Genomic DNA, 21,904 nt, shown 5'->3' with positions numbered 1-21,904 from the left:
TTTTTTATGTTTATTGAGGTTTAAATGTCTAGCAGCATTAGTGAGCAAATTAATCATCTTCGTACTACATTAGAGCAACACAACTATAACTATTATGTGCTCGACACCCCCAGTATTCCTGATTCTGAATACGATAGGTTATTACGCGAATTAAGCGCACTAGAGATGCAGCACCCTGAATTTTTAACCGCCGACTCTCCGACACAAAAAGTAGGCGGTGCCGCACTGAGTAAATTTGAGCAAGTAGCGCACCAAGTACCCATGTTATCGCTTGATAACGCGTTTAGTGAAGAAGAATTCACTGCGTTTAATCGCCGTATAAAAGAGCGCTTAATGAGTACTGATGAGCTTACTTTTTGTTGTGAGCCAAAACTTGATGGATTAGCCGTATCAATTATTTATCGTGATGGTGTGCTTGTACAAGCGGCTACGCGAGGTGATGGTTTTACCGGTGAAAACATTACACAAAATGTTAAAACTATTCGTAATGTACCGCTTAAGTTACGTGGTGATTACCCAAAAGAGCTTGAAGTGCGCGGCGAAGTATTTATGGACAGCGCTGGCTTTGATAAATTAAATACTGAAGCGCAAAAACGCGGTGAAAAAGTATTTGTTAACCCGCGTAATGCAGCCGCGGGGAGCTTGCGTCAACTCGACTCTAAAATTACAGCTAAACGCCCACTCATGTTTTATGCCTATAGTACCGGGCTTGTAGCTGATGGCAGTATTCCTGAGGATCACTATCAGCAATTAGAAAAGTTAACTGACTGGGGGTTGCCACTGTGTCCAGAAACAAAATTAGTTGAAGGTCCTAAAGCCGCGCTTGAGTACTACAGCGATATTTTAATGCGCCGTGGTGAGCTTAAATATGAAATTGATGGCGTAGTAATAAAAATAAACCAAAAGGCCTTACAAGAGCGTTTAGGCTTTGTGGCACGAGCTCCCCGCTGGGCTATTGCGTATAAATTTCCGGCGCAAGAAGAAATAACCCAACTGCTAGATGTCGAGTTTCAGGTGGGCCGTACTGGCGCTATTACCCCAGTTGCACGCCTAGAGCCTGTTTTTGTTGGTGGTGTTACAGTATCAAATGCAACACTCCATAATGGTGATGAAATTGCACGCTTGGGTGTAAAAGTAGGTGATACAGTTATTATTCGCCGTGCTGGAGATGTAATCCCCCAAATAACGCAAGTTGTACTTGAGCGCCGCCCTGATGATGCCAGAGATATCGAATTTCCAGTAACTTGTCCTATTTGTGACTCTCATGTTGAAAAGGTTGAAGGCGAAGCTGTCGCTCGTTGTACGGGTGGACTTGTATGTCCTGCACAACGCAAACAAGCAATTAAACACTTTGCGTCACGCAAAGCGCTGGATATAGACGGCCTTGGCGATAAAATTGTTGATCAGCTGGTAGACAGAGAGCTTATAAAAACACCCGCTGATTTGTTTATTTTAAAACAAGGACATTTTGAGTCACTTGAACGCATGGGACCTAAGTCAGCCAAAAATTTAGTAACAGCCCTTGAAGAGGCGAAAGGCACTACGCTTGCTAAGTTTTTATATTCATTAGGTATTCGCGAAGCAGGTGAGGCAACAGCACAAAATTTAGCTAATCACTTCCTTACCCTTGAAAATATAATAAATGCCAGCATTGATAGTTTAACGCAGGTAAGTGATGTAGGCGAAATAGTTGCAACGCATGTTCGTGGCTTTTTTGATGAAGAGCATAATTTAGAAGTTGTTAATGCGCTTATAGAGCAAGGCGTAAACTGGCCAGCGTTGAGTGCACCTTCTGAAGAAGAACAACCGCTTGCTGGGCTTACTTATGTACTTACTGGTACGCTAAATACGCTTAATCGTAATGACGCAAAAGCACGCTTACAGCAACTAGGTGCTAAAGTATCTGGTAGCGTATCAGCGAAAACTGATGCGTTAGTCGCGGGTGAAAAAGCAGGTTCAAAACTGACTAAAGCCCAAGATTTAGGTATCGACATACTCACGGAAGATGAATTAATTGAGCTGCTTAAAAAGCATAATGGTTAGGACGCAACAATGAGCCGATACGGTCCAGAATACTGGGATAAGTACGGAAGTTACCGAACTCCTATTGCATTTAATTTAAGTTTGCTTGTGCTATTACGTGGCTATTTTATTTGGGTGATTGCGGCTTTAAGTCGCAGGCCTGAACTTGATTTAATGTCGTTATTTTTTAAAAATAAAAATGATTTTTTTATTGCAATAGCAATTGGAAGTATCGCAATAATACCAACTATTTTATTTTGTTTACGCAGACCACGAGATTCACACAGTGCGAGCGATAAGTTAGCAAAAATATGGCGGCATATGCGCTGGCCCCTTATTGTATGTGCTGTTGTTGATTTAACATGGTTAAGTATTCAAGCCGCGCATAGCCATTATCGATTTTCATCATTTTTAGCAGTACAAATGATGATTGTTTTATGGGTATTGTGGTATTTGGTGAAAAGCCGTTATTTAACCGTTTTTTTTAATGATTGGCCTGAGCCGACAAAAAAAGCATCAGAAGAAAAAAAGCGACTTAAAAGGGATTAGTTGTGGACGCTGTAAATAAAAAAATAGCGATAGCTATATCGCTAATAGGCTTAGTGCTTATTATTTTAATGATTAGCACTGAGCTTTTAGAGTCTATGTGGTTTAAAGCGCTATTTGGGTTGTGGGTATTTGTTTTTTGCTCAAGCGTTTATAGGCTAACGCCCTTATTTAAATCAAGAAACAGGCTAGAGGATTTTATTCAGCGAGATGCCCAACATTTACTACTTTTTAGTTTGATGGGGTTTTTTGATAAAAAGCATGGTCCAGATTGGTTAGTTATTGAGAGTATTGAACGCATAACAACAAAGGATGATGAGCTAATAATTTACAGTAATAACGAGCGCCAAATGAGTGTTAGTTTACCTGTAAAAAAAGCAGAGCTAGATAGTTTTATTAAACGAATACTTACCGACTCAGAAAAACAAAATATTACCTTTAGCTGAGGAGATTACCTTTAAGATTGAACGAGTTTTAATTTTAAACGCTCAACACTCTTTAGCTGATCTTTAGTGTATTAAATAACGTAATAATTAGCCGTACTTTTTATAAATTTATTAAGTACGGTTAATCAACTATTCAATGAGGCTATTATGTTGAAGTGGAATGATGTTATTAACTTTGCCACCAACGGCAATCCTACCCCAAGTAAAAAAGTAGTCAAAACTGACGAGCAATGGCGGATGCAACTATCAGAAGATGAATATTACGTAACACGTAAGAAAGGAACAGAGCGCCCAGATAGCTCGGGTAGTTGTACATTACTCGAACCTGGCAAGTATGTGTGTATTTGCTGTGATAACCTATTGTTTGATGCCGATGAAAAGTTTGATAGTGGCACTGGTTGGCCGTCATTTACGCAACCTGCAACAATTGAAGCGATTGGTTATGTAAACGATACAAGTCATGGTATGGAGCGCATAGAGGTGGTTTGTAATGTGTGCGATTCGCACTTAGGCCATATTTTTCCAGATGGCCCATTACCAACAGGTTTACGTTATTGCGTTAATGCCGCAGCAATGAAAAAGCTCTAATATTTTATTTACTAGCGCTTTGAATATCTAAATTCATTTCTTTTGCTATATGTAAAATCTTATCTAAACGCTGCGTCTGATCTGCTTGTAATTTAGTTTTATCAAGAAGGGCGTAGCATCTTCTAGCAAGATCCATATTAAATGAGCTGCCAGATTGCTTGGTTGAATCAAATAGGCACTGTAATAAATTAAGTGCAATACTCTGATTGCGAGGCATGACTCTAAACGCTTGCGTAAAAGCCTCCAGCGCAGTATTTAACTGCCCTTTATTAAATTGATTAACGGCATGGTTATTAAGCTCTTTTGGACCCATTTTAATATCGCGTCGCTCACTTTGCTGCTGCTGAATATAACGCAAGTAAGTTGTGTCGCTAACTGCAGGGTGTCTTTCACAGTGGCTAATTATTTGGGTGAATAAGGTTTGCGCCTTCTGATGAAACCCCAGTTCATGAAATGCTTTTGCTTTATCAAGTGCTCCATCAACCGATCGGATATGAGTATCGTCGTCATCAAGCTGCTCAATTAGCTTTTTCGCTTTTTGATGCTCGTCTTTTAAGTAATGAAGTCGTGCATTTAGTACATCAATTTGAGCTTGATTTGCATTATTAGGAAACTGTTTTTTTAAATCATTAATGTACTGATTTGTTTGTCTAGAAATTCGTTGAATTTGATCAGTTTGATCAGTCGTTAACGCAAAGTCGATACCGGCACGTGCTGCATTCAAATATACATCGGGGTGGTCGTGTATTGAGTGCTTTGCAAAGGTGGCTATATCTTTTTGAGTTAAATAGCTTTTTTCGTAGTCGTGATTAATTAGCGACACATTACTTAACGATTTTTGGCGTGTGATGTTTCGCGGTGCAATGTCTGCTGCTTGACTTAAAAAGCTTTGTGCTAGTTCAAACTGATTTAGCTTTATTTCTAATCTGCCCAACAAATCAAGGGCTACTAAACGAGTTTCTTGGCGCTCTAACATTGTCTTGAGCATTCGCTGCGCCAAAATATGTTCGTTATTCGCTATAAGTGCCTCTACTAAACCTACTTTTGCCCAAGCAAATTTTTGAATATCGAGAACAGACTTAAAAAAGTCTTTTGCATCTTGAGCGCGCTTTAAGCGAAGTAGGGCATCGCCTTTTAAGCGAAGTAGGATAGGGCTGTAATTATTATTTTTTTTATCCAGAGCGGTATCAATAAATTTAATAGCTTTTGAATCGTTACCATCATCAATTAATGAATACACTGTTTGTAAGTCGTGTTTACGCTTTAAGATTCGTTCAATGCGTGTTTTAAGCTCTTGTACTGTAAAAGGCTTAACTAAAAAGTCATCTGGCTGCAGCTCAAGAACACTATGAACGAGTGAGCCACTTGTTTCTGCTGAGATAAAAATAAAGCCAGTCGAACTTTTTATGAGCTGCTTTACACGTAGCTCTTCATAAAGCTGGTAGCCATCTTGGTGTTTGTTTAAGTTGAATGAGCAAACGATTAAATCAAATTCTTCACTTAAACACTGCTCTTTTGCAGAGTTTGCATGATCAGCAAAGCGCAACTGCCGAAAGCCAAGCCTTTCTAACGATTGTTTCATATAGCTTTGAGCAAGTGGCTGCTCCTCTACTATAAGTATTTTGGCTTTTGAATAGATCTTAGTTGGCATTGGCTTAAGCGTAATTGTATTTAACACAGACTATAATCAACAGTTTAACTCCTTACAAGGGAATTTAAATGATAGCTGTATTTATTAGGTACTTAACTTTGCCTAATACGTTTATCTAACTACGAAAGTACTGAGCCGAATAACATAATTAAAAACCAAATAAGTAAAATGGAAACGCTATATTTGATGAGTGCTTTGATATGGAAATTTAGATTTTAATAAAAATATGAAATGTATTTAAGGTAAAAATAGGAGTTAAACGTATTTAATATGGGAAAAGTTATTACTAGAGAAGTTGTCTGATGGTATTTATATGTGGTGGGTGATTACTTGGCTTGATACCAGTGACCCTCGCCATTATTTGTAAAGAGTGGGGATCCTCTTTATTACATGCGATTTATATATTGAGTTTTTATAAAGTTCGTAAATGTATTTAATATGAGATGGAAGAGTTATTACTAGAGAAGTTGTTTAATGGTATTTATATGTGGTGGGTGATACTGGACTTGAACCAGTGACCCTCGCCATTATTTGTAAAGGGTGGTGATGCTCTTTTTCTTACGGCTAAGTTAATTACATGCGATTTATATATTGAGTTTTTATAAAGTTCGTAAATGTGTTTAATATGAGAAGGAAGAGTTATTACTAGAGAAGTTGTTTAATGGTATTTATATGTGGTGGGTGATACTGGACTTGAACCAGTGACCCTCGCCTTGTAAGGGCGATGCTCTCCCAACTGAGCTAATCACCCACATATAATAGGTATGCCTGTTATTTAATTCTTTATTATCAATTAACCGCTTGATGTAATTTGGTGGGTGATACTGGACTTGAACCAGTGACCCTCGCCTTGTAAGGGCGATGCTCTCCCAACTGAGCTAATCACCCAAATTACATTTTAATATGCACCATTCTAGGAATGGTGGGTCGTACTGGACTTGAACCAGTGACCCTCGCCTTGTAAGGGCGATGCTCTCCCAACTGAGCTAACGACCCATATTAAATTTTAAAACGCGACTATTGATATAATAATAGGTTTATATGTGGTGGGTGATACTGGACTTGAACCAGTGACCCTCGCCTTGTAAGGGCGATGCTCTCCCAACTGAGCTAATCACCCACATATAAATTAAAATGCTACTATTAAAATAAATAGTACTGGACTTTAACCAGTGAACCTCGCCGTTACTTGTAAATAGCGGTGATGCTCTCTTTTTTCTAACTGAGCTTATGACCCATTTAGATTTTTTTGTAATATGCACCATTTAAAAAATGGTGGGTCGTACTGGACTTGAACCAGTGACCCTCGCCTTGTAAGGGCGATGCTCTCCCAACTGAGCTAACGACCCATATTACAATTTTAAAACACGACTATTAATATAGTAATAGGTTTTATATGTGGTGGGTGATACTGGACTTGAACCAGTGACCCTCGCCTTGTAAGGGCGATGCTCTCCCAACTGAGCTAATCACCCACATATAAATTAAAACGCTACTATTAAATAAATAGTACTGGACTTTAACCAGTGAACTTTGCCGTTACTTGTAAGTAGCGGTAATGCTCTCTATTTTCTAACTGAGCTTATGACCCATATAGAATTTAGATGTGAACACTTTAACTAAAAAGTGGTGGGTGATACTGGACTTGAACCAGTGACCCTCGCCTTGTAAGGGCGATGCTCTCCCAACTGAGCTAATCACCCACATCTAAACAACATTGCATTGCTGCGTTGTTGTGGGGCGCTATTATAGATAGAGTTGGAAATGTGTCAACACTTGAATGATAAAAATGTGCTGAATGAAGGTTTTATAAACAATAGGATATGGTTGAAGTCTATTTTATCATCAAATTTGATATTGCAGTTCAATTAAGCACCTAAAAGTGAGTAGGGAATTGTATTTTATTAACCTTAAATTTAGTTTTACGATACTCATTGTTTTTTACTGGAGTCTTTTTTATGATTATGAGCAAGATGGATTAATATTAGGGCGAGTTATTTAGTGAATAGAGCGGTCCTTTAAAAATGAATTTAATCTAAACTTCCCAAAACAAATGCTATTTCAGCATTCTAAACTCTATTTTTGTACTTACTTTATTTTTATAAGCCAACCTAGCCATCTCGTAAATACGTATTCCTCTCTACTAGCTTCGGGTTAAGACTAAATAGATCACATATAACTAGGGCGTGTTGACCTTTGTGGATTCAAATTTGTTCAATCTAGGGACGATTAAATCGCGGCGCGAGGTTTGTAACCTAGTGGGCTCGGTAACTGCTCCTGCGTTACTCTAATGGCTTACATCCATGTAAGAATAAGTAAAAACCGAGCAAAGCTTCCGCGTCCTGCTCGCGCCCCTTACCTGCATCCATATAGGCAACAAAGAGTTGATCGTTCCTAGAAAGAACTTAAAGGGCAGCGCATATTTGGTATTTATGCGGCGTTATCGCCTATTCATGGGGAATAACCACACTACATAGGCTCTGCCTTGCCTGAAACCAAACATACTGCTGCAAATTCACCCACCAAAGATCAACGCGCCCTGAAGTTTTGTAGATAGAATTACGAAGCTACAATGCTCTTTTAAAAATGCTCTTCAAACAATAATCGAATTTTTTAGTACGAGTTACGCTGGTTATTAAGCAAGTAAAGGCTGCGGGTACTCTCAAACCCACATTTAAACTTTGGTTATTATAAGCAATTGTAACTTTTAAAAGATTAAGGCGATTGGCGAGGCCTTAATTGGTAGTTTTTAGATAAGTTTAATTTGCATATAAATGTATACCTTTGCTTTGATGCAATTTTGTTTCATTAAATGGGGGAGTGGTGGCTATTGAGTATTCGCTGCAATATAGTGATGTTATTATAAGCAGTAGGGCTAGAATCTTATTCAAATTGTATTTTTTAGCACGCTTGATAGCCAGTTTGTTGAAAATTAAACCATTTAAATAAAGCTAGGTAAAAAACTGTTGACTTTATTTTGGGTGGTGCATAGAATGCGCCCCGCACTAAGCGATACACGATGTGTTTATCACGACGGGTATTGATTAAGTTGGGGCCATAGCTCAGCTGGGAGAGCGCTTCGCTGGCAGTGAAGAGGTCTGCGGTTCGATCCCGCATGGCTCCACCAAAAATTAGTGTTTTGTCCTAGGGTAGCAGTTTTCTGTGTCCCCATCGTCTAGAGGCCTAGGACACCGCCCTTTCACGGCGGTAACAGGGGTTCGAATCCCCTTGGGGACGCCACTTAACTTTTATTAGTTAAAGGCGGTTTTACCGAGAAAATAGCGTCACAATTAAAGCTCGAGTCTTTATTTGTATTATACGCAATTACCTTAACGCTCATGATGTGAGTTAAACTTATCAAATGTCCTAGTGACACATTTATGTGTCCCCATCGTCTAGAGGCCTAGGACACCGCCCTTTCACGGCGGTAACAGGGGTTCGAATCCCCTTGGGGACGCCACTTACTATTTATAGTAGGTGTAGTGTTATTAAGAAAGCTCGTCTGAAACGAGTCTAAAAATTCAGTTGTCCTAGTGACACATTTATGTGTCCCCATCGTCTAGAGGCCTAGGACACCGCCCTTTCACGGCGGTAACAGGGGTTCGAATCCCCTTGGGGACGCCACTTACTATTTTAAGTATTGTGTAAAGCAGTGTGACACCGCACTCTCTATGCACGACGTTATCAAGAGTACTAATCTCTTGGGGACGCCACTTACTTATTTTTAATAGGAAAGTGTAGTGTTATTAAGAAAGCTCGCCTGAAACGAGTCTAAAAATTCAGTTGTCCTAGTGACACATTTATGTGTCCCCATCGTCTAGAGGCCTAGGACACCGCCCTTTCACGGCGGTAACAGGGGTTCGAATCCCCTTGGGGACGCCACTTACTTATTTTAATAGGGAAGTGTAGTGTTATTAAGAAAGCTCGCCTGAAACGAGTCTAAAAATTCAGTTGTCCTAGTGACACATTTATGTGTCCCCATCGTCTAGAGGCCTAGGACACCGCCCTTTCACGGCGGTAACAGGGGTTCGAATCCCCTTGGGGACGCCACTTACTTATTTTAATAGGGAAGTGTAGTGTTATTAAGAAAGCTCGCCTGAAACGAGTCTAAAAATTCAGTTGTCCTAGTGACACATTTATGTGTCCCCATCGTCTAGAGGCCTAGGACACCGCCCTTTCACGGCGGTAACAGGGGTTCGAATCCCCTTGGGGACGCCACTTACTATTTTAAGTATTGTGTAAAGCAGTGTGACACCGCACTCTCTATGCACGACGTTATCAAGAGTACTAATCTCTTGGGGACGCCACTTACTTATTTTTAATAGGAAAGTGTAGTGTTATTAAGAAAGCTCGCCTGAAACGAGTCTAAAAATTCAGTTGTCCTAGTGACACATTTATGTGTCCCCATCGTCTAGAGGCCTAGGACACCGCCCTTTCACGGCGGTAACAGGGGTTCGAATCCCCTTGGGGACGCCACTTACTATTTTAAGTATTGTATAAAGCAGTGTTACATAACACTCTTTTTGCACGACGTTATCAAGAGTACCAATCTCTTAGATATGTCATTTATTACTTAGATAGGAAAGTGCAGTGTTATTAGAATAAAACTACAAATTAATACCCTCATTTTACACTTCATTTTTATATCAATCTATTTACACTTTGTTACAAAACCAAACCCATAATCACTCCATATTCCTTGTTGTACTTTTAATTAGTCTTTAAACTCATTGAGTTAATTTAAATATGGACTAAAAAATGAAACTCACACAAATTGCACTTGCTGTTTTACTTGCATCAGGGTTGGCTGCATGTAATAGCTCAACTCAAGCTGTTGATAACAATATTGTTACAGAAACATCAATTCCTGGCGTTACACTTATTGAATCAGTGAAATCTAATGCAGGTGAAATCAACATACCGTATAAAAAATATAAACTAGATAACGGTTTAACTGTAATTGTGCATGAGGATCATTCAGATCCCTTAGTACACGTTGATGTAACATACCACGTAGGTTCTGCTCGCGAAGAGTTTGGTAAGTCAGGCTTTGCTCACTTTTTTGAGCATATGATGTTTCAAGGATCAGAGAATGTTGCTGATGAGGAACATTTTAAAATAATATCTGAAGCAGGCGGTACCTTAAATGGTACTACTAACTCTGATAGAACAAATTATTTTGAAACAGTACCTGTAAATCAATTAGAAAAGATGTTGTGGCTAGAAGCTGACCGAATGGGCTTTTTACTCGATGCTGTAACCCAAGAAAAATTTGAAGTACAACGCGAAACAGTAAAAAATGAGCGCGGCCAACGTGTTGATAATCGCCCTTATGGTCGTTTAGGTGAACGTGTTGCTCAAGCGATGTATCCAGACGGCCATACATATTCATGGCCTGTAATTGGTTTTATGGACGATTTAAATCGCGTAAATGTAAATGATTTAAAAGCATTCTTTTTAAAATGGTACGGACCAAACAATGCAACGCTTACCATTGGTGGTGACATCAGCGCCAATGAAATACTGCCATTAGTTACTAAATACTTTGCACCAATCCCAAAAGGTCCTGAAATACCTAAAGTTGAAAAAACAGCGGTAACACTAAATGCCGATAGATATATTTCAATGGAAGATAAGGTTCACTTACCTTTATTAAGTATGAGTTTCCCAACTACTTACGCTCGCTCTGAAGATGAAGCACCTCTTGATATACTTGCTGAAATATTAGGTGGAGGTAATAATTCACTACTATACAAAAACCTAGTTAAAACTCAACTTGCTGTTCAAGCAAGTGCAAATCATCCATGCCAAGAGTTAGCGTGTTCAATTAGTCTTTATGCTTTACCAAATCCTACAGCAGGGAAAACGTTAGCTGATATGGAAAAAATCATTCGTGATTCATTTGTTGAATTTGAAGAGCGTGGCGTTACACAAGATGATTTAGATAAAGTAAAAGCTAAAATAGAGTCGGGTGCAATTTTTGGTCTGCAAAGCGTATCAGGAAAAGTCTCTCAACTAGCCGCATCTGAAACGTTTACAGGTAACCCAAACTCAGCTAAAGATGAGATTTCACGTTATAACAAAGTTACAAAAGCTGATGTTATGCGTGTTTTTAATCAATATATCAAAGGTAAATCTGCCGTTATTATGAGTGTTGTGCCAGAAGGTCAAACTCAACTTATAGCTGCCCCAGATAACTTTACGCCTAAAGCGCATGATTTTGGAGGTCCATCTACAACTTCAGCTGATGATTTAGTGGTACGAAGAGCCGTTGATACATTTGATCGAAGTGTTCACCCTGTAGCCGGCGCAAATCCAGCTGTTGATGTTCCTTCTCTTTGGCAAACTAAGACCGAAAACGGTATTAAAATATTAGGTACGCAAAGTACAGAAACGCCAACCACCGCTATTTTCATTAAAGTTCCGGGTGGCTTGTATAATGAGCAAGCTAGTAAAGTGGGTTTATCGTCAATGACTGCATCGTTAATGAGCGAGTCAACGCAAAACTACACTACAGAGCAAATGAGTAACGCGCTTGAAAAACTGGGTAGCCAGGTAAGTATCTACTCAGATAAAACACATACAAATGTGTATGTTTCTAGCTTAACCAAAAATGTAGATGCAACGCTAAAGCTTGTTGAAGAGAAATTATTTAAACCAGCATTTAATGCCGATGACTTTGAGCGTAATAAAAAGCAAATTATTCAAAATATTCAACATTCAATGAAGGATGCAGGGTATTTAGCATCTAATACATACAGCAAATTACTATATGGCGACAATATAGCTGCACTTCCAAGTACTGGAACGCTTAATAGTATTGAGGCTATTACATTAGATGACGTTAAAGCTTTTTATAACGCAAACTTTAAACCACAGGGCGCGCAAGTCATTATTGTTTCTGATTTAAAAGAGTCAAAAATTGAGCCAAAGGTTAAAGCTACACTTGCAAGCTGGCAAGGTAAATCGAGCCCAGTTACCGTTGATTTCAGCGAACCTAAAGTCGAAACTAATGTCATTTATCTTGTAGATAAACCAGATGCTCCTCAATCAGAAATTCGTATTGGTAAACGCGATATGGTTGAAGACATTACAGGTGAGTTTTTTAAAGCTAACTTAATGAACTTTGCATTTGGTGGCACGTTTAACAGCCGTATCAATCTAAATTTACGAGAAGATAAAGGCTACTCTTACGGTGCTCGCTCTCGTTTTTGGGGTGATAAAACATCAGGTGGCTTTACAGCTTCTGCAGCGGTGAGAGCTGACTCTACTGCAGCGTCTATTACAGAGTTTACTAATGAGCTTAATAACTATGCTCAAAACGGTGTCACTGATGAAGAGCTTATGTTTATGCGTAAAGCTATCAATCAAAAAGATGCGCTTAAATACGAAACGCCTAATGCAAAACTTGGCTTTTTAGCACAAATATTAGAGTTCGATTTAAAACCTAGCTTTGTAAAAGAAAGAAATGAGATTGTTAGCAATATTAGCAAAGAAGAAGTTAACGCCTTAGCTAAAAAACACTTAAACACTAAAGATATGATTTATTTAGTAGTGGGTGATGCTAAAACACTTCGCCCAGAGCTCGAAAAATTAGGTATGAAGGTTGTTGACTACAGTCTTTAATATTTAAATAATTGGAATTACAAAGCAGCTTTTTTAGCTGCTTTTTTTTGCCTGATTTTAGAGTGTTGATCTTTTTGAAAGTAGATTACAAGGAGCAACTACAGCGTCTTTCTTTAGATATAAAATATAATTTTGAAGTTTAAACCTTCAAATAACGCCCCATTCCTAGCTTTATTATTCAGTACTTATAAAGATTCAATTTGGTAGCATAAATTTAAACATCCAACTTTATTAGGAGGATTTATGGCAAGTGGATGGGCACGAGACGGTGCAATTCAAGATCAAATTGATGCAAGTGTTAACGATGCCGTACAGTATGCAAGAAGCAATTTAATATCTGGTGCAAGTGCTGAGCTATGTGACGAGTGCGATGAAAAAATCCCACAAGCACGAAGGCTCGCGCTACCAGGAGTTCGCTACTGTGTTGCATGCCAAGCTGCAATAGAAGGTAATGGTGCCAGCGCTAAATCGTTTAATAGGCGTGGTAGTAAAGATAGTCAGTTGCGTTAAAAAAAGGTGCTGCAAAGCACCTTTTATTTAATACCAATCTGCATAACCATTTGAACAATATATAAAATTAAACCCCTCCATAGTTATACCAACCAGCATAAATCTTTGATCAATCTAACGAATTAAATTGCACTATAACGTCGTTAAAAATTTTTTATTTAGAACAACTAGATACAAAAATTTGGCCTAGTTCTAGCGTAATTTTCTTAACGTTAAATAGACCCCATATATAAGCAGATTGGCATTAAGCAAATTGTTATAACTTAAATTAGTTATTAAGTAATTTAAAATTTACTCATGTCTTCTTTTTTCTGAATTAACTCAATTGCATAGCCATCTGGGTCTTTTACAAAAGCAATTTCAGTAGTACCGCCTTTTACAGGCCCTGGTTCACGGCTTACATTGCCGCCAGCAGCTTTAATATCTGCACATGCTTTGTAAATATCATCAAACTCAATAGCAATATGACCATATCCATTACCAAGGTCGTAGCTATCCTCGTCCCAGTTATAAGTTAGCTCTAATACTGTGTTATCTGCTTCGTCGCCATATCCAACAAAGGCAAGAGTGTATCTGTATTCACTGTTATCAGCTCTGCGTAATTCTTTCATACCTAATATTTCAGTATAAAAAGCAATTGATTTATCCAAATCGGCTACACGAAGCATAGTATGTAATAAACGCATTTTTAGTTCCTTTAGTTATTTATTCAAAGTTAAGGGTATTTTTAACTAAGCGCTATTATTAAGCGCGTTTTAGGGGGTTTATATGTATTAGCCATATATGTAGGCATTACATATAAATCACAAGCTTAATATGAGAGTGGGCTTAAAACAGTTTGAGTTCGACCTTTATAAATTACCAATTAATGAATCATTTTATTAAATTTTGGATGTTTAAATAACCAGTACTCAATTATTGGTCAACCTATTAGTATAAAAAAAGTTACTGATTGTTCAACAAAAGTTAACCTTTGCTTAATTGTGCTGTTTATATATAACCATATGTTTTAATAGGATATTAAATTAATTTTTGTGTAATTTGTAAAAATGTGGCGTTTGCTTGGTTAACTTATTGGTTGACAAAAAAGTCGTATGGTAATACAGTTTTTGCATACCAATTGGTAAGTTGCTTGGTTTGAGTAAATACAATGTATTGGTAATTAATCAGAGTTACGTTTTGCACAGGTTAATTTATAAATAACTCAAGCTTAAAGTTACTCTACAAATTGAAACAAAAGACACAGCGTATTTATAGAGTAAATTTTACTTGTTCTTATAAAAGTATGCGCCACATATTTAGGAGTTATTCATGTCAAAACCAGTCATCGGTTTCATCGGCTTAGGCTTAATGGGCGGCAACATGGCCGAAAATTTACAAAACAAAGGCTATGAGCTAATTGTTATGGACCTTAGCAAAGATGCGGTTGCAGCATGTGTTGCTAGAGGCGCAAAAACAGCAAGCACTGCAAAAGAGCTAGCTGAAGGTTCAGATATTGTTATGTTTTGTCTTACAACGTCTGCCGTTGTAGAAAAAATTGTTTACGCAGAAGACGGTATCCTAGCGGGTATTAAAGAAGGTGCAGTATTAGTTGATTTTGGTACTTCTATCCCATCATCTACTAAAAAAATTGGTGCTGATTTAGCAGCTAAAGGCGCAGGCATGATCGACGCGCCACTAGGTCGTACACCAGCACATGCTAAAGACGGCCTTTTAAACATTATGGCTGCAGGCGATATTGATACATTCAATAAAGTTAAACCAGTACTGGAAGATCAAGGTGAAAACGTTTTCCATCTTGGCGAGCTAGGTGCAGGTCATACAACTAAGCTTATCAACAACTTCATGGGCATGACGACAGTATGTGCTATGTCACAAGCATTTGCAGTGGCAGAGCTTGCTGGTGTTGACCGTCAACAACTTTTCGACATAATGTCGACTGGTCCATCTAACTCACCGTTTATGCAATTTTGTAAAAACTATGCAGTTGATAATGTTAGCGACCTTGGTTTCTCGATTGCTAATGCAAACAAAGATTTAGGCTACTTCCTACAAATGGTAGAAGACCTAGGTACTGAATCAAAAATCGCTGAAGGTTCATCAGCTAACCTACAAGCAGCGTTTGACGCTGGTATGGGTCAAGGTAACGTTCCTGAAATTTTTGATTACTTCAAAAAGTTAGAAAAGTAATACTTCTCGACCTTATTGAGCGCTTTGAGCTTTAACTTAAAGCGCTTTAACACACATGACACCAATTGACTAAAGTCTTTGTGCAATGTCAGCTTTTTTTAATTCTGATGAAGCACTACTTTCAGTCACAACGAAAAAGAGTTAACTATGCGTTTGATTAATACAATAAAGCTTAGTCTAGTTCTCATCGGTTGCATATCCACACAAGTAGCGGCCAAAGATTATTTTATAGAAAATAAACAAGCTTTTAATGATATCGCAGCTAATCTAGTTGCTGGCGACAAAGTAGTACTTAAAAATGGTACTTGGTCTGACTTCGAAATTCTACTTGAAGGCCAAGGTACAAAAAACTCTCCTATTATATTAACCGCTGAAACTAACGGAAAAGTAATTCTATCAGGTCAATCTAACCTAAGACTTGCAGGTAAATACCTTGAAGCTTCTGGTTTAGTATTTAAAGACGGCTACACACCGAGCTCAGCTGTAATAGAATTTCGTAAAAATAAAAATGAATTAGCCTACAATTCACGAGTTACTCAAATAGTAATCGATAATTACAGTAATCCAGACAAACGAGAGTCTGATTATTGGGTTGCCTTATATGGACAACATAACCGCTTTGATCATAGTCATTTAGTTGGCAAACGAAATAAAGGTGTGACAGTTGCTGTTCGTTTAAACACTAAAGCAAGCCAGGAAAACTATCATCGTATAGATAACAACTATTTTGGCTACCGTCCTACTTTTGGTTCTAACGGTGGTGAAACCCTGCGTATTGGCACAAGCCATTACTCACTAACTGATTCGCATACATTGGTTGAAAATAATTACTTTGAACGTACCAATGGTGAAGTCGAAATTGTTTCGGTTAAATCAGGTAAAAATATCCTTCGTAATAACGTATTTTATGAAGCGCGCGGTACATTAACGCTGCGCCATGGTAACGGCAATCTTATAGAAGAAAATATCTTCATTGGTAATGGTGTTGATCACACAGGTGGTATCCGCGTTATCAATAAAGATCAAATTGTAAGAAATAACTACCTACAAGGCCTAACAGGCTATCGTTTTGGCAGTGGTTTTACTGTGATGAACGGCGTACCAAATTCATCTATTAATCGTTATCACCAAGTAGAAAATGCGACGATTGAAAACAACACATTTATCAATGTGCGTCATATTCAACTTGCTGCAGGTAGCGATGCTGAGCGTAGCGCAGCCCCAAAAAATAGCGTAATGAAAAACAACTTAATCATAAACCAAGATGGTGAACAGCCATTTACAACATTCGACGATGTAAGTGGGTTAGTATTAAGTAACAACATTGCAGATACAAAAGTGCTTTCTGAGCTAACGTACGGTGTAAAAAAAGATAAAATCACGCTTGAAAAAGCAAGTAATGGTCTACTTTACCCAACATCTAAAAGTTTAAATGTAGGTGCAAAGCGCGATTTAAAAGTACTTAAAAAAGAAGATACCGGTGTTAGTTGGTATGCAAAAGTACCTGCTTTAGTTGATTTTGATTCTGGTAAGACACATTCTGTTAAAGCTGATGTAAGTGCATTACTAGACGCTATTGATAATGCAGAGTCGGGCGATGTTCTAGAGCTAGCGCCTGGCCAGTATGATGTGTCTAAACTGGTTAAAATTGATAAAACGTTGACAATTAAAGCGAAGCAGAGCGCAAAGGCTAAACTTACTTTTCAACGCTCTACCTTGTTTGAAATACATGATGGCGGCAGCTTAAAACTAGATGGTTTATCAATTTCAGGTGAAAACGCGCCAGATGCAATAGGTAACAGCATTGTTCGTACGCAAAAATGGGGTATGGTTGATAATTACCGCTTTGTAATAACCAACTCAGAGTTAAATGCTTTAGATATTAATCATTCATTCCATTTCTTTATTACTGGTAAAGGTGCAATGGCTGACGAAATTATTGTTACAGGTAATACCTTTAATACAGTAACAGGTGACATTTTACGTCTAAATACTGAAATTGAAGACTTAGGTGTTTATAACGCGGAATACGTTATTGTAAATAATAATACATTTAATAATGTAGAAGGCGGTGTACTTAAGCTTTACCGTGGTGGCACTGATGAAAGTACATTTGGTCCTCATTTTGAAATGACAAATAACACGCTTAATAACGTTGGCCTTGGTAAGCGTAACAAAGAGCAAGCGAGCATTTATGTTCACGGTGTTCAGGTTACTAATATTAAAGATAATAAATTTGTTAAATCTGCTCCTATTGTTGTAGAGCACACAGTAGGCGAGCCTAAAACTGAAATCTCAGGCAATACATTTGATGCAACTAAAGCACCAAGTGTTAAAGAGTTAAGAGTTAAAGGCCCACACACGGCAGTATTAAAAAATAACAACATTTTAAATAAGGCAGGGTAAATACTATGTACTTATTAAAATGCCAAACACGTTTTAAAATAGCTGCTGTAGCTGCAATTACATTACTTACATCATTGGGGGCGCATGCAGCGCACCCAAACTTAGTGATTACTACTGATGATGTTAAGCAAATGCGCCAAGCAATAAGTAGCAACGGTAGCACAAAGTTTGCTACAGCGTTTGAATCGCTAAAAGCGCAAGTAGATGAACAAATTGCAAAGCCTATCACTGTACCAGTTCCAAAAGATGGCGGTGGTGGTTATACACATGAGCGCCATAAGAAGAATTACCAACTTATGTACAACGCGGGCATTATTTATCAATTAAGCCAAGATGATAAATACGCAAACTATGTACGTGATATGTTACTTGAGTATGCAAAATTATACCCAACGCTTGGTCTGCATCCAAAACGTAAAATGGACTCGCAAAATCCAGGTAAGTTTTTTTGGCAAAGCCTAAATGAAGCAATGTGGCTTGTGTACACAATACAAGCTTATGATCTAATTTATGACTCGTTAAATGCCGATAATATTAAAACAATCGAGAATGACTTACTCCGTCCTGTTTCGTTGTTCACATCTGTAGGCCAACCGTCTACATTTAATAAAGTACATAACCATGGAACATGGGCAACAGCGGGTGTTGGCATGGCAGGGTATGTATTAGGTGAACCTGAGTGGGTAGAAAAATCATTATACGATTTAGAAAAGTCGGGTAAGGGTGGCTTTATTAAGCAGCTAGAGATGCTGTTTTCACCACAAGGTTACTATAACGAAGGTCCTTACTATCAACGCTTTGCACTATTACCATTTGTAACGTTTGCTAAAGCGATTGAAAACAACGAACCACAACGAAAAATCTTTGAATATCGCGATGGCATATTATTAAAAGCGATTGATACGACGATTCAACTTAGCTACAACGGTTTGTTCTTCCCAATTAACGATGCAATAAAAAGTAAAGGCATCGATACCATTGAGTTAGTAAATGGGGTAACGGCGGCGTATGGCTTAACTAACGACGCAGGTTATTTAGATATTGCTAAGCAACAAGATCAAATAATTCTCTCTGGTGATGGACTAAAAGTAGCTCAAGCACTTGATAACAACATGGCAAAACCTTATTCGTTTAAATCTGTTGCCTTCGGTGATGGTAATGACGGTAAACAAGGTGCTCTAGTTGTAATGAGAACGCAGGTAGGTGGCGATCAAGCACTGCTGTTTAAACCTGCTGCACAAGGTTTGGGCCATGGTCATTTTGATAAATTAACATGGCAGTTTTACGACCACGGAAATGAAATTGTATCTGATTATGGTGCAGCACGTTTTTTAAATGTAGAAGCTAAATACGGCGGTCGTTATTTACCTGAAAACGAAACTTACGCTAAACACACTGTTGCGCACAATACGGTAGTGGTTGACGAAACAACGCATTTTAATGCAAATGTTGAAGTAGGAAATAGTAATTACCCTACACTTAACTTTTTCGAAACAAATAAATACGGCACGGTTTCAAGCGGCGAAATAAGCACAGCTTATAAAGGCGTTGATCTTGAGCGTACGCTTGCACTTATTAACTTACCTGAACTACAAAGCACAGTTGCACTTGATATATTTGATGTTGCTGCAAATAAAGCGCATCAGCTTGACCTGCCTTTGCATTATAAAGGCCAGCTTATCGATACCAGCTTTGAGTTAAAAGCAAATGCAACGCAGCTGTCTGCGCTAGGTACTAAAAATGGCTACCAACATCTATGGCTTAAAGCTCAAGCGCAACCTCAAAGTGGTTTAGCTAAAGTAACGTGGCTAAACGAAAATGGTCGTTTTTATACGCAAACAAGCTTGGTTAAAGGTGATGAGTCTTTCTTGTTTACTCAAATAGGCGCAAATGACCCTCACTTTAATTTACGCAACGAAAATGGTTTTATTCGTCGTGTTGAGGGTCAAAAGCAACATAAGTTTATATCTGTATTAGAGCCACATGGTGAGTACAACCCAAGTAAAGAATATACCCTAGAAGCTGTTAGTCGAGTTACAAAGCTTGAATATAGTCAGCAGGGCGATTTAACACTTGTTGAACTTGATATTAAAGGCAACTCATATTTAGTGGCTATTAATAAAGCACAAACATCAGCTAAAAACACATTCAATTATCAAAATAAAGAGTTCACTTTAAATGGCCGATTAGGCGTTTATATGATGAACAATAATCAGGAGTAAATAGGATGCAAAAGCAAAGCGCAAACTTTTCATTTGGTAACGAGACCGAAATAGAAGACTTAGGAAATGGTCTAAAACGTCAAATGCTAGGTTATAACGAAGAGCTAATGGCTGTTAAAATTTGGTTTGAGAAAGGGGCTATTGGTTATAACCATGCTCACAGACATTCTCAAGTAACGTATGTTGTTGAAGGTGAGTTTCACTTTAACATTGATGGCGTAACTAAAATCTTAAAACCGGGTGATAGCTGCTTAATCCCACCATTTGCTGATCATGGAGCTACCTGCCCAACAGGCGGAATCCTGATTGATACTTTTAGCCCTGCGCGTGAAGACTTTCTTGAGGATTAATTATGCAACTTAAAGGCTTACGTTGGTGGGTTATAGCGCTAATAGCGCTAGCTACCATTATTAACTATATCGACCGCCAAGCACTTAGTGTGCTTTGGCCGGACATTGTTGAAGATTTATTTCCTGATGAATCAGCGCTAGAACGCAAACAAATATACGCTAATATTTCTATTGTGTTTGTATTTGCTTATGCATTTGGTCAGGCAATCTTTGGTAAAATATTTGACTGGGTGGGCACACGCTTCGGTTTTGTACTATCAATAGGTGTTTGGTCTATTGCAACCGTTGCGCATGCATTTGCACAAGGTGTACTTAGTCTTAGTATTTTTCGCGCAATCTTAGGTGTAGCAGAAGCCGGTAACTGGCCTGGTGCAGCTAAAGGTAACGCAGAATGGTTCCCTACTAAAGAACGTGCTTTAGCACAGGGTATTTTTAACTCTGGCGCCGCAATTGGTGGCATTATTGCTATTCCTTTAATTGCTTATTTAACTATCTACTTTAGCTGGCAAATGGTGTTTGTTTTTGTTGGTGCATTAGGTTTCCTTTGGTTAGTTCCATGGTTAATTTTAGTTAAAGCACCGCCTAGCTCACATCCTTGGCTTACTGCCGAAGAACGTGAATATATCTTAACGGGTCAAAGACGTGTTGATGACAACGGTGATGTAACAGGTGAAGACGAAGAGGAATATAACCCTACAACTGCTGAGTTACTTTCTCGTAAGCAAAGCTGGGGTGTAATCATTGCCTCTGCCGCAATTGACCCAATTTGGTGGTTATTTGTTTTTTGGATCCCTATTTACCTAAACGAAGTATACGGTATGGATGTTAAATCTATTGGTATATACGGTTGGGTACCTTATGTTGGCGCTATGTTTGGTGCTTGGTTTGGTGGCTTATTGGCTCAAAATCGACTCAAAGCCGGTTGGAATACAGATAAAACACGTAAGCTTACTATTACGCTGGGTTGTTTAATTATGTTACCAGCGCTACTTGCAATGGCAAATCCAGGCGGACCAACAACAGCGGTACTAATTATGGCTGTTATCTTATTTGGTTTTCAAACTGCAATTGGTAACGTGCAAACACTACCAAGTGATTTGTTAGGTAAAAAAGCAGTGGGTACATTATCAGGTTTTTCTGGTATGGCGGCAAAGCTTGGTGCTGTAGGTCTTACATCGCTAGTACCTTTTCTTACTGCTGATGGTAACTACACACCAGCATTTGTAATTGGTGCTTCTTTAGCCATCATAGCAATGGCAGCTGTTTGGATTTTAATTCCAAAAATAGAACCTCTTAAAAAGCCTCAATAATCTAGATAATAACTGCTATGCCAACATATTTTGTATA

At 38.4% G+C, this 21,904-nt stretch carries 13 protein-coding genes and 15 tRNA genes; 19 read left to right on the top strand and 9 right to left on the bottom strand.

All coding sequences use genetic code 11. From position 1 onward, the window contains the following. The first annotated feature begins 24 nt into the window (after nt 1-24). The 4 genes from ligA to msrB all read left to right on the top strand — a co-directional run bounded on the left by ligA (nt 25) and on the right by msrB (nt 3,602). On the top strand, nt 25-2,043 hold the full coding sequence (gene ligA / locus JG479_RS10580) for an NAD-dependent DNA ligase LigA (protein WP_200219215.1): 2,019 nt from the start codon (nt 25-27) through the stop codon (nt 2,041-2,043). A 9-nt stretch (nt 2,044-2,052) separates the two neighbouring features. After that, entirely contained in the window at nt 2,053-2,571 is a 519-nt protein-coding gene (locus JG479_RS10575; RefSeq protein ID WP_200219212.1) for a DUF2919 domain-containing protein, read from the top strand. A gap of 2 nt (nt 2,572-2,573) precedes the next feature. Further along, a complete protein-coding gene (locus JG479_RS10570) occupies nt 2,574-3,014 on the top strand; it encodes a hypothetical protein (RefSeq protein WP_039489399.1) in 441 nt (146 codons plus the stop codon). Between the two features lie 147 nt (nt 3,015-3,161). Then, entirely contained in the window at nt 3,162-3,602 is a 441-nt protein-coding gene (msrB, locus tag JG479_RS10565; RefSeq protein WP_002958586.1) for a peptide-methionine (R)-S-oxide reductase MsrB, read from the top strand. A gap of 4 nt (nt 3,603-3,606) precedes the next feature. Here the strand turns inward: msrB and JG479_RS10560 are convergent, their stop codons facing one another. The 8 genes from JG479_RS10560 to JG479_RS10525 form a co-directional block, all read right to left on the bottom strand. Continuing rightward, a complete protein-coding gene (locus tag JG479_RS10560) occupies nt 3,607-5,253 on the bottom strand; it encodes a tetratricopeptide repeat-containing response regulator (RefSeq protein WP_033020645.1) in 1,647 nt (548 codons plus the stop codon). A gap of 675 nt (nt 5,254-5,928) precedes the next feature. Then, nucleotides 5,929-6,004 (bottom strand) — tRNA-Val (locus JG479_RS10555). A gap of 61 nt (nt 6,005-6,065) precedes the next feature. Further along, nucleotides 6,066-6,141 (bottom strand) — tRNA-Val (locus tag JG479_RS10550). A 32-nt stretch (nt 6,142-6,173) separates the two neighbouring features. Beyond that, nucleotides 6,174-6,249, bottom strand: a tRNA-Val gene (locus tag JG479_RS10545). A gap of 48 nt (nt 6,250-6,297) precedes the next feature. Then, nucleotides 6,298-6,373, bottom strand: a tRNA-Val gene (locus JG479_RS10540). 153 nt (nt 6,374-6,526) lie between these two features. Continuing rightward, nucleotides 6,527-6,602, bottom strand: a tRNA-Val gene (locus JG479_RS10535). A gap of 50 nt (nt 6,603-6,652) precedes the next feature. Continuing rightward, a tRNA-Val gene (locus JG479_RS10530) sits at nt 6,653-6,728 on the bottom strand. A gap of 152 nt (nt 6,729-6,880) precedes the next feature. Next, nucleotides 6,881-6,956 (bottom strand) — tRNA-Val (locus tag JG479_RS10525). 1,348 nt (nt 6,957-8,304) lie between these two features. Here JG479_RS10525 and JG479_RS10520 point away from each other — a divergent pair. From JG479_RS10520 to JG479_RS10475, 10 genes are all read left to right on the top strand, one after another. Continuing rightward, nucleotides 8,305-8,380, top strand: a tRNA-Ala gene (locus tag JG479_RS10520). A 37-nt stretch (nt 8,381-8,417) separates the two neighbouring features. Beyond that, nucleotides 8,418-8,493: transfer RNA gene (locus tag JG479_RS10515), tRNA-Glu, on the top strand. Nucleotides 8,494-8,637: 144 nt separating this feature from the next. After that, a tRNA-Glu gene (locus tag JG479_RS10510) sits at nt 8,638-8,713 on the top strand. A gap of 88 nt (nt 8,714-8,801) precedes the next feature. After that, nucleotides 8,802-8,877, top strand: a tRNA-Glu gene (locus JG479_RS10505). A 182-nt stretch (nt 8,878-9,059) separates the two neighbouring features. Next, a tRNA-Glu gene (locus tag JG479_RS10500) sits at nt 9,060-9,135 on the top strand. Nucleotides 9,136-9,227: 92 nt separating this feature from the next. Further along, nucleotides 9,228-9,303, top strand: a tRNA-Glu gene (locus JG479_RS10495). A gap of 92 nt (nt 9,304-9,395) precedes the next feature. Next, nucleotides 9,396-9,471: transfer RNA gene (locus tag JG479_RS10490), tRNA-Glu, on the top strand. A 182-nt stretch (nt 9,472-9,653) separates the two neighbouring features. Next, nucleotides 9,654-9,729: transfer RNA gene (locus JG479_RS10485), tRNA-Glu, on the top strand. 282 nt (nt 9,730-10,011) lie between these two features. Further along, the gene (locus tag JG479_RS10480) at nt 10,012-12,879 is read left to right on the top strand and encodes a M16 family metallopeptidase (RefSeq protein ID WP_200219209.1); all 2,868 of its coding nucleotides are present in this window, start codon (nt 10,012-10,014) and stop codon (nt 12,877-12,879) included. A gap of 243 nt (nt 12,880-13,122) precedes the next feature. Beyond that, a complete protein-coding gene (locus tag JG479_RS10475; RefSeq protein WP_002962957.1) occupies nt 13,123-13,389 on the top strand; it encodes a DksA/TraR family C4-type zinc finger protein in 267 nt (88 codons plus the stop codon). Nucleotides 13,390-13,673: 284 nt separating this feature from the next. Here JG479_RS10475 and gloA read toward each other — a convergent pair whose 3' ends face one another. After that, the gene (gloA, locus tag JG479_RS10470; protein ID WP_024594782.1) at nt 13,674-14,075 is read right to left on the bottom strand and encodes a lactoylglutathione lyase; all 402 of its coding nucleotides are present in this window, start codon (nt 14,073-14,075) and stop codon (nt 13,674-13,676) included. A gap of 625 nt (nt 14,076-14,700) precedes the next feature. On the opposite strand from gloA, the gene JG479_RS10465 reads away from it, so the two are divergent. From JG479_RS10465 to JG479_RS10445, 5 genes are all read left to right on the top strand, one after another. Then, nucleotides 14,701-15,579, top strand: a complete 879-nt coding sequence (locus JG479_RS10465; protein WP_002962960.1) for an NAD(P)-dependent oxidoreductase — start codon at nt 14,701-14,703, stop codon at nt 15,577-15,579. Between the two features lie 147 nt (nt 15,580-15,726). Continuing rightward, nucleotides 15,727-17,985 (top strand): polysaccharide lyase 6 family protein, encoded by a 2,259-nt coding sequence (locus JG479_RS10460; protein WP_200219206.1) that lies wholly within the window; start codon nt 15,727-15,729, stop codon nt 17,983-17,985. Between the two features lie 5 nt (nt 17,986-17,990). Further along, on the top strand, nt 17,991-20,207 hold the full coding sequence (locus JG479_RS10455; protein WP_200219203.1) for a heparinase II/III domain-containing protein: 2,217 nt from the start codon (nt 17,991-17,993) through the stop codon (nt 20,205-20,207). Nucleotides 20,208-20,212: 5 nt separating this feature from the next. After that, nucleotides 20,213-20,557 (top strand): cupin domain-containing protein, encoded by a 345-nt coding sequence (locus JG479_RS10450; RefSeq protein ID WP_002962963.1) that lies wholly within the window; start codon nt 20,213-20,215, stop codon nt 20,555-20,557. A gap of 2 nt (nt 20,558-20,559) precedes the next feature. Next, on the top strand, nt 20,560-21,867 hold the full coding sequence (locus JG479_RS10445; RefSeq protein ID WP_002962964.1) for an MFS transporter: 1,308 nt from the start codon (nt 20,560-20,562) through the stop codon (nt 21,865-21,867). Nucleotides 21,868-21,904 lie beyond the last annotated feature (37 nt).

It is taken from the genome of Pseudoalteromonas sp. LC2018020214 (assembly GCF_016598755.1).
Taxonomy (GTDB): domain Bacteria; phylum Pseudomonadota; class Gammaproteobacteria; order Enterobacterales; family Alteromonadaceae; genus Pseudoalteromonas; species Pseudoalteromonas distincta.
The sequence above is the reverse complement of the archived record's forward strand: the minus strand, read 5'-3'. Positions and strand labels throughout refer to the sequence as shown.